This is a genomic window from Pseudomonas putida (genome assembly GCF_025905425.1).
GTDB lineage: Bacteria > Pseudomonadota > Gammaproteobacteria > Pseudomonadales > Pseudomonadaceae > Aquipseudomonas > Aquipseudomonas putida_AF.
The window spans coordinates 627,921-640,296 of the sequence record NZ_CP109603.1 but is presented as its reverse complement, the minus strand read 5'-3'; the positions used below and the strand labels follow the sequence as shown (position 1 = coordinate 640,296).

1 protein-coding gene is annotated in these 12,376 nt (G+C 65.3%); it reads right to left on the bottom strand.

The window, feature by feature from the left end; genetic code table 11:
• Nucleotides 1-3 precede the first annotated feature (3 nt).
• Nucleotides 4-12,375 carry a non-ribosomal peptide synthase/polyketide synthase gene (locus OGV19_RS02905; protein WP_264312050.1) on the bottom strand — a complete coding sequence of 4,124 codons (12,372 nt, stop codon included), beginning with the start codon at nucleotides 12,373-12,375 and terminating at the stop codon, nucleotides 4-6.
• Nucleotide 12,376: the final 1 nt, after the last annotated feature.

The window sequence follows — 12,376 nt, the reverse complement described above, 5'->3', positions numbered from 1 at the left end:
ATCTCAAATTGCCTCAAGCTCATTCATGAAGTCCTGGAGCTCATCCAGGTCTTCGTCACTATTCGTATTCAGTTCACTGATCATGGCCGCGTAGGCCTGCAGGTTTTCAGCCTGGAACAGCAAGGCCAGCGGCAGGTTCATGCCCAGCTCGATCTGCAGACGGGCCAGCACCTGGGTTGCCAACAGCGAATGGCCGCCCAGCTCGAAGAAGTTGTCGTGCAACCCCACCTTCTCCAGCTTCAACACCTCGGCCCAGACCGCTGCGATTTGCTGTTCAAGCTCACTGCGCGGGGCGAGGTAATCGCCCTGCAGCAGGCGTGCATCCGGTTGCGGCAAGGCCTTGCGGTCGAGCTTGCCGTTGACGGTCAGCGGCAAGGTAGCCAGCAGCAGCAGGTGCGCGGGCACCATGTAATCCGGTAAATCGGCCTTGAGCGCAGCTCGCAAGGTTTCGCGCAACACGGCCTGGGCCTCGACGCTGGCCAGGACCGCGACGTCGGCAGGCACCACATACCCCACCAGTTGCTGGCCACTCGGCCCGTCCTGGGCCAGGACCGCGACCTGACGCACAGCCTGCTGGTTCAGCAGGCAGGCTTCGATCTCGCCCAGTTCGATGCGGAAGCCGCGAATCTTCACCTGATGGTCAATGCGGCCCATGTACTCGATCACCCCGTCGGTGCGGTAGCGGGCCAGGTCGCCCGAGCGGTACAGGCGGCCGCCGTGTGCACCAAACGGGTTGGGCACAAAGCGCTCGGCGGTCAGCCCTGCACGGCCGTGGTAGCCACGGGCCAGGCCGGCCTCACCGATCACCAGCTCGCCATGCCCTCCGGGTACCGCAGGGTTCAGTGCGGCATCGAGCAAGTACCAGCTAAGGTCGGGGATGACCTCGCCAATAGGGCTGGTCGCACCCTTGTGCAAGTCTTCGAGGGTGATCGGCCGGTAAGTGACATGCACCGTGGTTTCAGTGATGCCGTACATGTTGATCAAACGTGGCTGACTGTCGCCAAACACCTCAAACCAGGGTTTGAGGCTGGCAACTTCCAACGCCTCGCCGCCAAACACCACGTGCCGTAGCGCCAGCCCCTGCCCTGCTGTTGCCCGCTCGCAGGCAATGGGCATCAGCTGTTTGAAAGCCGAAGGCGTCTGGTTGAGCACGGTCACTTGCTCGCGTACCAGCAAGGCATGGAATGCGTCGAAGTCGCGAGCCACATCCTTGGCCACGATCACCGCCTTGGCGCCATACACCAACGCCCCGAACAGTTCCCACACCGAGAAATCGAATGCATAGGAGTGGAACACCGTCCACACGTCGCTTGCGTCAAAGGCAAACCAATCGTGGGTTGCTGCAAACAACCGCACCACGTTGCCGTGCGGCAACAAGGTGCCCTTGGGCTTGCCGGTGGACCCGGAGGTGTAGATCACGTAGGCCAGGTTGTCCGGCGTCAACGCGATCGCCGGGTTGGCATCGCTGTAGCCGGCAAACGGGTCCGCAACGATATCCAGGCACTGCACCCCAACAGGTACCGGCAGGGCGTCGGCCAGATGCGCCTGGGTCAGCAACAGCTCGATAGCACTGTCTTCGAACATGTAAGCCAGACGCTCGCTCGGGTAACCCGGGTCCAGCGGTACATAAGCGCCGCCGGCCTTGAGGATGCCCAACAGCCCAATCACCATCTCCAGGCCACGCTCCATGGCAATGCCCACCAGCACATCAGGGCCAACGCCAAGCTCGCGCAGCTTGTGTGCCAGCCGGTTGGCACGGCGGTTGAGCTCGCCATAGCTCATCGTCAGCTCACCGAAGGCCAGGGCCGGCGCGTTCGGTGCACGTTGCACCTGGGCCTCGATCAGGTGGTGGATGGCGCGATGATCCGGGTACTGCGCGTGGCGGGGGTTCCAGCCTTGCACAATCTGCTGTTGCTCATCCGCGTCAAACAACGGCAGCTCCCCGAGCACTTGGCCTGCATCCTGGGCCATTGCTTGCAGCAGATGGCTCAGGTGGCGGGCGACCTGCTGGAGGGTTGCCGGGTTCCACCGCGCGAGGTCATGGCGGTACTGGATCGACAAGGTCTCGCCGAGGCTCACCAGCAGGGTCAGCGGGTAGTTGGTCTGCTCTTGGATACCCACATCACCGAACTGCAGCCCCCCCGGCGCGCCCTGTTTGAGTGCCTCGGACACTGGGTAGCTTTCAAACACCACCAAGGTGTCGAACAGCGCCTCGCCGCCCAGGCCGGCCCAACTCTGTACATCGTAAAGCGGCGTATGTTCGAACTCGCGCAGGGCCAGGTTGCTCGCCTGCACTTGGGCGACCCAGTCACCCACGGTCTGCTCTGCACGCGGGGCACCGACCACCGGCAGGGTGTTGATGAACAGGCCGATTTGCTCCTCGACGCCCGCAAGCTCGGCTGGGCGACCTGCAACAGTGGCACCGAAGCACACGCTGGCATGGCCGGTGTAGCGCTGCAGCAGCAGCAACCATGCAGACTGCACCAAGGTATTGACGGTAATGCGGTTGGCACGGGCAAAGGCTTCGATGCGGGCGGTCTGCTGCGCGTCAAAGTGCTGCGTCAGATCGTGCTGGCCCGTGCCGGTGCTTGCCTGCGCTTCGCAAATGGCCTGGACCAAGTGGGTAGGCGCCTGCAGGTCGGTCAGTTGTGCCTTCCAGAACGCTTCTGCCGCAACACCGTCCTGGCGCTGCAGCCAGGCGATGTAGTCACGGTAGTTGCCTGCCTGGGCCTGCAGCGCGTGGCCAGCGTAGTGTTGCAGCACCTCGCCCAGCAGGCGGGAGCTGCTCCAGCCATCCATGAGGATGTGGTGGCTGGTGTAGATCAACTGGTGGCGCCCAGCGCCGGTACGCACCAGCACCAAGCGCAACAAGGGTGCCTGGTCCAGGGTAAAGCCTTGCTCACGCTCGCTTGCGGCAAGCGCCTGCAGCGCGTGGTCCAGTTCAGGCAGGCCGCGCCAGTCATGTTCGGTAAACGGCAGCGCCACGTGTTTGTGCACCACTTGCACCGCCTGGTCGAGCGTACCCTGCCAAACGAAGCCACTGCGCAGTACAGGGTGGGCATCCAGCGCTGCTTGCCAGGCCTGCCTGAAGCGCTGCACATCCAGGCCATCCACATCCACGCGCAATTGGTTGATGTAGTTACCCGCCTGCTCTTCATAAAGCGTGTGGAACAACATCCCTTGCTGCATCGGCGACAGCGGGTAGATATCCGCAATCTGGGTGGCAGGCACCGGCAAACTGTCCAGCTGAGCCTGGTTGAGGCCGGCCAGCGGGAAGTCCGATGGCGTAACGCCACGGCTCTGCTCCAGGCAGCAATGGGCAACGATCTCGATCAGCGCCTGCTGGTAGTCTGTCGCCAGTCGCTCGATGGTTTCGGCGTCATGGATGGCCTGGCTGTAGCGCCACTCCAGGCGCAGTTCACCGCCGTAGACCTGGCCACTCAGGGAGAGCAGGCTGCTCAAGGCAGACGCTTCGTTCTGCTTGATGCCGTCATTTTCCTGCGCGGGCACGAACAGCCCCGACTCATCGAAGCTGCCGTCGAACTGGCCCAGATAGTTGAACACGATCTCGCCCTGCGGCAATGCCGCCAGGGTCGCGCTTGCCTCGGCACCGCCCAGGTAGCGCAGCAGGCCGTAGCCCAGGCCTTTGCTCGGCACCGCCCGCAGTTGCTCCTTGATGGCCTTGATCGCGCTCGCCACGTCAGCCTGGGGGCTGAGCTTGACCGGGTACATGCTGGTGAACCAGCCCACCGTGCGGCTCAGGTCGACGTCATTGAACAGGTCTTCACGGCCATGGCCTTCCAGGCGAACCAGGACGTCTTCACGCTGGGTCCAGCCACCGACTACCCGTGCCAACGCAGTCAGCAGCAGGTCGTTGATCTGTGTGCGATAGGCGGCGGGGGCGTCCTGCAGCAGTTGCCGCGTGGTTTCACGGTCCAGGCGCGTCGTGAACGAGGCGGCATGGCGCTGCTGATTGCTGCCCTGCGGGTGGTCACAAGGCAAGGCATCACTGGCGCCCTGCAACTGCCCTTGCCAGTAGCCCAGCTCGGCCTGCAGTTCGGCGCCTTGGGCGTAGGCTTGCAGGTGCTCTGCCCAGGCCTTGAACGAACTGGTCTTGGCCGGCAGGTTGGTGGGTTCGAAGGCTGCAAGAGCACGGTACGCCTGCTGCAGGTCTTCCAGCAGGATGCGCCAGGAAACACCATCCACTACCAGGTGATGGATCACCAGCAACAAGCGCTGGCTGCCGTCTGGCAGCGAAGCCAGCACGGCGCGCAGCAGCGGGCCCTGTTCGAGCACGAGGCTGCGCTGCGCATCGTTGGCGACCTGCTCCAGTGCCGCCACGTCCGGCAGGTGGAGCACCCACAGCAATTGAGCCGGTTCCGCGTGGGCAAACTCGGCCTGGCCCGTCACCTCAGACTGTACAAAGCGCAACCTCAAGGCATCGTGATGCTCGACCAGCGCACGCAAGGCGGCGTCCACCTGGGTGGCCTGCAAGGTGGCATTCGGCTTGAGCAGCACGGACTGGTTCCAGTGATGGCGTTCGGGCACCTCGCGTTCAAAGAACCAATGCTGGATCGGGGTGAGTGGCAACGTACCCGTCACAGCGCCCTGATCGATGAGCGTGCTGCCTGCACGGCGTGCCACGGCTGCCAGAGCCTGCACCGTCTGGGCCTCGAACAGCTCTTTGGGCGTGAACTGGATATCCACGAGGCGCGCTCGGCTGACCACCTGCAGCGAGATGATCGAGTCGCCGCCCAGCTCGAAGAAGTTGTCGGTCAGGCCGACCTTCTCCAGCTTCAGTACATCGGCCCAGATCGCCGCGATTTGCTGTTCCAACTCGCTTTGTGGCGCCACGTACTCGCCTTGCAGCAGGCTGGCGTCCGGTTGCGGCAGGGCCTTGCGGTCCAGCTTGCCGTTCGGCGTGACCGGCAGTTTGGCCAGCAGTAGCAGGTGCGCAGGCACCATGTAATCTGGCAACCCGGCCTTGAGCGCTTCACGCAGGCTGTCGCGCAACGCGGTCTCGTCTTGCGTGCTGTCAGCCGGTATCACATAGCCCACCAACTGCTTGCCGCTTGGCCCGTCTTGGGCCAGCACCACCGCTTCCTGCACCGCTGGCAATTCCAGCAGGCGCGCTTCGATCTCGCCCAGTTCGATACGCAGCCCGCGGATCTTCACCTGGTGGTCGATACGCCCGGCGTAGTCGATGACGCCCTCGGCGTTGTAACGCGCCAGGTCGCCGGTGCGGTACAGGCGCCCGCCGTTGTCGCTGAACGGGTCCGGCACAAAGCGCTCGGCAGTCAGCGCCGGGCGCTGGTGATAACCGCGCGCCAGGCCTACACCGCCCAGGTACAGCTCGCCGGCACTGCCGCGTACTGCCGGTTGCAGGCTGCCTTCGAGGATGTGGGTCTTGAGGTTGTCGATCGGCTGGCCGATCGGCACGCTGATGCTTTCGTCCGGGCGGCAGGTCCAGTGGGTAACGTCGATGGCCGCTTCGGTCGGGCCGTACAGGTTGTACAGGCCCGCTGCCGGCAGGCGCTGCAGGGTCTGGCGGGCCAGCTCGGCTGGCAATGCTTCACCACTGCACACCACGCGTTTGAGGCTGCGGCAAGTCTCCACCGCTTCGTGGGTCATGAACGCCTGCAGCATCGACGGCACGAAGTGCAGCGTGCTGATGGCGTACTGGTTGATGGTGTCGACCAGCAGCTGCGGGTCGCGGTGGGCGCCCGGCTGGGCCATGACCAGGCGCGCGCCGGTCATCAGTGGCCAGAAGAATTCCCACACCGACACGTCGAAGCTGAACGGGGTTTTCTGCAGCACGCTGTCGCTGGCGTCCAGGCCGTAGGCCTTCTGCATCCACCACAGGCGGTTGACCAGCGCTTGGTGGCTGTTGCCAGCGCCTTTCGGCCGGCCGGTGGAGCCGGAGGTGTAGATCACGTAGGCGAGGTTCAGCGGCGCCACGTCGATACCTGGGTTGGCATCGCTGTAGCCATCGAGGTATTCGCTGTCCAGGTCCAGGCTGCGCAGGCCAGCCGGGATCGGCAAGGCATCACGCAGGTGCGACTGGGTCAGCAGCAAGGCGATGCCGCTGTCCTCGAACATGTAGCTCAGGCGGTCTTGCGGGTACTCCGGGTCCAGCGGCACGTAGGCACCACCGGCTTTGACGATACCCAGCAAGCCGATGACCATCTCCAGGCTGCGCTCCATAGCGATGCCCACCAGCACGTCCGGGCCAACGCCCAGTTCACGCAACTTGTGCGCCAGCTGGTTGGCTTTGCCATTGAGCTGGGCATAGCTCAGGGTCTGCTCGCCAAACACCAGTGCCGGGGCATCCGGGGTGGCGAACACCTGGGCTTCGATCAGTGAGTGAATGCTGCGCTCATCCGGATAAGCCGCTTGGGTGTCGTTCCAGCCCTCGACCATCAGTTGCTGCTCTTGCAGGCCCAGCATTGGCAGCTCGCCAACCACTGCCTCCGCGTCCGCGACCAATGCCTGCAGCACATTGGCAAAGTAAGCCGCCAAGCGGGCGATGGCCTCATCGCTCCACAGCGCACGGTCGTGGCTGTATTGCATCGACAGGGTCGCGCCCAGTTCTACTACCAACGTCAGCGGGTAGTTGGTCTGCTCCTGCACGGCCACGTCGCCAAAGCGCAGCCCGCCCGGCGCGCCTTGTTGCAGCGCCTCGGACACCGGGTAGTTCTCGAACACCAGAATGCTGTCGAACAGCGCGTCACCACCCTGCCCCGCCCAGCGCTGCACGTCATACAGCGGGGTGTGCTCGAACTCGCGCACGGCCAGGTTGCTGGCCTGCACCTGGCCGATCCACGCGGCCACGGTCTGCTCGGCACGTGGCGCGCCTATCACCGGCAGGGTGTTGATGAACAGGCCGATCTGCTCTTCCACCCCGGTGAGCTCCGCCGGGCGGCCGGCCACGGTGGCGCCGAAGCAAACGCTGGCCTGACCGGTGCAGCGCTGCAACAGCAGCAGCCAGGCCGATTGCACCAGGGTGTTGACGGTGACGCGGTTGGCCCGGGCGAAGGCTTCGAGGCGTGCCGTCTGCTCGGTATCGAAGGCCAGACGATGATCACCGTAGCCGCTGCCCGCACCCCCTGCACTGCCGGCAATGGCCTGGGCCAGGCGAGTCGGCGCGTCGAGCGCAGCCAGCTGGGCCTGCCAGAAGGCTTGGGCAACCGCCGCGTCCTGGCCTTGCAGCCAGGCGATATAGTCGCGGTAGTGCGTGGCCTGCGCCTGCGGCGCCAGGCCTGCGTAACGCTGCAGCACTTCGCCCAACAAGCGTGAGGTGCTCCAGCCATCCATCAGGATGTGGTGGTTGGTGTAGATCAGGTGATGGCGCGCCTCGCCCGTTTGCACCAGGACCAAGCGCAGCAGCGGCGCTTCGGTCAGGTCGAAACCTTGTTGGCGCTCACCTTCGGCCAGCGCCTGCAGGGCTTGCTCAAGCGCCGGCTGGCCACGCCAGTCATGCTCGCTGCACGGCAATGCCACCGACTTGCGCACCACTTGCACGGCCTGCTCCAGCTCGCCCTGCAGCACGAAACCGCTGCGCAAAATGTCATGGGCATCAAGCGCGGCCTGCCAGGCCTGCTTGAAGCGCTGCACATCCAGCCCCTCGACATCGACCCGCAACTGGTTGATGTAGTTGCCGGCCTGTTGGTCGTACAGGGTGTGGAACAGCATGCCCTGCTGCATCGGCGACAGCGGATACACATCGGCAATCTGCGCTGCGGGCACGGGCAAGCTGTCCAACTGGCCCTGGGTGAGTGCGGCCAGCGGGAAGTCGGAAGGCGTCACGCCCTGGTGCTGCGGCTGGCAGCAGTGCTCGACCAACTCGGCCAGCGCCTGCTCGTAGGCCTGGGCCAGGTGCTGGATGGTTTCCGGGCGGTAGACGTCTTCGCTGTAGGTCCACTCCAGGAACAGCTCGCCGCCATAGACCTGGCCGGTGATGCTCAGCCAGTTGCCCAACTGCGCACCGGCGTATTGGGTACGCCCGGCGCTTTCGCCGCTCGGGCTGAACAATGCCGTGTCGTCTGTCGTGAAGCTGCTGTCGAACTGGCCCAGGTAGTTGAAGGTGACGCGTGGTTGCGCAGCAGCACTGAGCCGCTCACGCACGGGGGTATCGCCCAGGTGACGCAGCAGGCCGTAACCGATGCCTTTGTCCGGTACTGCGCGCAGCTGCTCTTTGATCGCCTTGATCGACGGGCCCATCGCCTCACCAGGGGCAAGGCGTACCGGGAATACGCTGGTGAACCAACCGACCGTGCGACTGAGGTCAAGGTCGTCGAACAGGTCTTCGCGACCATGGCCTTCCAGTTGTACCAGCACCTCGTCCTGCGCACTCCACTGGCACAGGGTGCGGGCCAGCGCGGTCAGCAGCAGGTCGTTGATCTGCGTGCGGTAGGCGGCAGGGGCCTGCTTCAACAACTGGGCGGTACGCGCGGCATCCAGCCGCGAGGCAGCGGTGCGGGCATGCTGGTTGCCCAGGCTGCCCTGTGGGTTGTCACGCGGCAGCTCTGCCGGGCTGCCTTGCAGCACCTGCAGCCAGTAGTCAGCCTGCGCTTGCAGCGCCGGGCTGCTGGCGTGAGCGACCAGGCGCTCGGCCCAGGTTTTCACGCTACAGGTCTTGGCCGGCAGGCTCACCGGCTGCCCATTCAGGCGTTGCTGATAGGCCTCTTGCAAGTCCTCCAGCAGTACCCGCCAGGACACGCCGTCCACCACCAGGTGGTGAATGACCAACAGCAAACGCTGCTGGCCATCGGCGACGTCGAACAATTCGGCACGCAGCAGCGGCCCGTGCTCAAGGTCGAGGCTGGCCTGCACCTCGCTGCCCGCGGCGTCCAGCTCGCTCAGCGCAGCGAGGCTGCGCTGACGCACCACTGGCGAATGGTCCAAGGTCTGGAAGCGGGCCTGCCACTGGCCGTTCTGGCGGCTGAAGCGCAGGCGCAAGGCATCGTGCTGTTCCAGCACCGCACGCAGGGCCGTTTCCAGGTGTTCCACCTGCATGCGCTGGGCCGGTTTCAGCAGCACTGACTGGTTCCAGTGCGCAGGCTGGGCGATGTCCATCTCGAAGAAGCGCGCCTGGGCCGGCAGCAGGGCTACCTCGCCGCAGGTCGCGGTGTCCACGGGCGCAGCAACGGGCTGCTTGGCTTCGATGCGCTTGGCGACCTGGGCCAATTGGCCAACGGTCTGCTGCTCGAACAGTTGCTTGGGGGTGATCTTGATGCCCTGGCGCTTGGCCCGAGCGATGATCTGCAGGCTGAGGATCGAGTCGCCACCCAGCTCGAAGAAGTTATCGCTGCTGCCTACACGCTCCAGCTTGAGCACGTCGGCCCACACGGCCGCGAGTTTCTCCTCGATCTCGCCTTCGGGCGCCACGTAGCCCCGGCTTACCGCGCCCGGCGCCGGCAAGGCGCGCTTGTCGAGCTTGCCGTTGGCGGTCAGTGGCAGGCGCTCCAGCAACAGCATCTGCGCAGGCACCATGTAGTCGGGCAAGCGAGCCTGCAATTGCGCCTGCAACTGCTGCACGCTGACCCCGCCTTCGGCCACCACGTAGGCCACCAGCTGCAAGCGCTCGGCATCGCCTTCCAGCGGCAATGCCAGGACCACGGCGTCGCTGACACCCGGCAGCCCGGCGAGCACTCGGCCGATTTCACCCGGCTCGACGCGATAGCCACGGATTTTCACCTGGTCATCGGCCCGCCCGACGAATTCGATCAAGCCTTCATCGCTCAATCGCGCACGGTCGCCCGTGCGGTACAGGCGGGCGCCATCGGCAGCCGGCACAAAGCGTTCGGCTGTCAGCGCCGGCTGGCCCAGGTAGCCCTGGGCAACGCCGTGCCCACCCAGGTACAGCTCGCCGACCACCTGCGGCGCCAGCGGGTTGAGATAACCATCGAGTACCTCGGCGCAGGCATTGCCCAACGGCCGACCGACCGGCACCGTGCGGCAGCCGTCCAGGCGCTGGCCTGGCTCGAAGGTCAGCACGCCGACCGTGGTTTCGGTCGGGCCGTAGTGGTTGATCACCCGGCATTCAGGGCGCAATGCGCGGATTTTTTCCAGCAGGCTCCACGGGCAGGCTTCGCCACCCAGAATCAGCGCTTCGGCAGGCAGCACATCAGCGGCGCGAGCCGCTTGCAGCAGGCCTTGCAGGTGGCTTGGCACCAGTTTCACCACGCCCACCTGATGCTGCGCCATGTAGCTGGCGAAACCATCGGGGTCAAAGGCCAGTTCCTGGGACAGCAAATGCAGCAGGCGGCCCGAGGCCAGGGCACCGAACAGCACGGTGTGGCCCAGGTCGGCGGCAGTGGTGGAAACCATGGCCATGCTCGCCCCAGCCGGCAATTGCAGGCGCTCTAGCACGGCCTGAATGTAACTGGCCAACGCTCCGTGGCTGACCACCACGCCTTTCGGCTGGCCGGTCGAACCCGAGGTATAGATCACGTAAGCCGGCTGTTCAGGGCTGACCGCGACCGCCACCGGGCTGTCACTGCAGGCCGCCCACGTGGCGGGCTCGCAGGCAACCGCCTGCACCCCGTCGAGGCCCGTGAAGCGCGTATCGCCAGGCTCATGCAGCAGCGCGGCGGCACCACTGTCGACAATCAACTGCAGCAGGCGCTCTTGCGGCTGCTGGGTGTCCAGCGGCAGGTAGGCGGCTCCGGTCTTGAGCACCGCCAGCAAGGCTGTGACCCATTCGATGGAGCGCGGCAGGCACAGGGCAACGATGCTGCCAGCGCCGACACCGCGCTGACGCAGGTAGTCGGCCACGCGGTTGGACGCGGCATCCAGCCCGCCCTGGGTCATGAAGCGCTCACCGGCGCGCACGCCACCCTGGGCCTGCCCTTGGGCCATCGCCTGGCGCCACAGGGCGAGGAAGTCGCGGTGCGGGTAGGCTTCTGGCGCGGCCTGCTGCCGCCCCTCCACTTCAAGGTGCTCGACGATCGGCTGGTGCTGAGCGTGGCTCAGCACGTCCAGCACACGCCGCAGCGAATCGGCCATGCGCTGGATGGTGGCCTGCTCGAACAGGTCGGTGGCGTAGGTGAAGTAGCCCTCGATGCCATCGGGTTTGTCCGAGAAGTCGAAGGCCAGGTCGAAGCGCGCATCGCCCCCTTCGCGGGCAAAACCTTCCACTTCCAGCTCGCCCAGGCGCTTGCGCGACGGGTCGCCGGCCGCCACGTGCTGGTTGATCTTGAACTGGAACAGCGGGTTGTGGGCCAGGTTGCGCTCTGGCAGCAAGGCATCCACCAGGTGTTCGAACGGCAGCTCCTGGTGCGACTGGGCACCGCCGATCACGTCCTTGACCTGCTCAAGCAGCGCGGCGAACGTCGCGCGCTCGTCCACCTGCACACGCAGCACCTGGGTATTGATGAAGAAGCCGATCAGGCCTTCCAGCTCTTTACGGTTACGCCCGGCATTCGGCGCGCCGATGCGAATATCCGACTGCCCGCTGTAGCGCGACAGCACCACCGCCATGGCCGCCAGCATCAGCACGAACAGCGTGTGGCCGCCTTTGCGTGCCTGGGTACGCAGTGCCTCGGCCTGCTCGGCACCGAGGTGCAGTTTGAGCACCGCACCGCGATAGCTCGGCGTGGCGGGCCGCTCGAAGTCCAGCGGCAGGCTCAGCAACGGTTGCTCGTCACCCAATTGTGCCTGCCAGTACGCCAGCTGGCGCTGGGCCTCCCCGGCCTCCAGCCAGGCACGCTGCCAGATCGCATAATCAGCGTACTGGATCGGCAGGGCCGGCAATTCGGCTTGGCGGCCTTCAGCCAACGCGGTGTACAGCTGGATGAACTCCTGCACCAGCAAGTCGCTCGACCAACCGTCGGAGATGATGTGGTGCATACTCAGGGCCAGCACGTGGTGCTCGGCGTTCACGCGCAGCAGCGTAACCCGCATCAACGGCCCGGCCAGCAGGTCGAACGGCTGCTTCAGCGCGGCATCGACGGCCACGCTCAAGGCGGCTTCATCGTCCTGGCACTCGACCACGTCCAACACCAGCGGGCAGGCGTCGAGCATGTCCTGATGGAACTCGCCTTCATCCGAGACGAAGCGCGTACGCAGCGACTCATGGCGGCTGACCAGCGCATCCAGGGCCTGCTGCAACACCGTCAGGTCGAGTGCGCCCTTGAGGCGCACGGCCATCGGCACGTTGTAAGCCGGGCTGTCCGGCTCCAACTGCCAGAGAAACAGCAAGCGCTGCTGGGCAAACGACAAAGGAATCCGCGCCAGGCCCTGACGCGCAGGCACGATGGGCAGCAGGCGGAAGCTCTGCCCGGTGGCCTGCATTTTCTCCAGGATCTGCTGACGCTGCTCCACAGGGAGGCCGACGAAGCGTTGGGCAATGCGTTGTGCTGGGGTGAGTTCCATG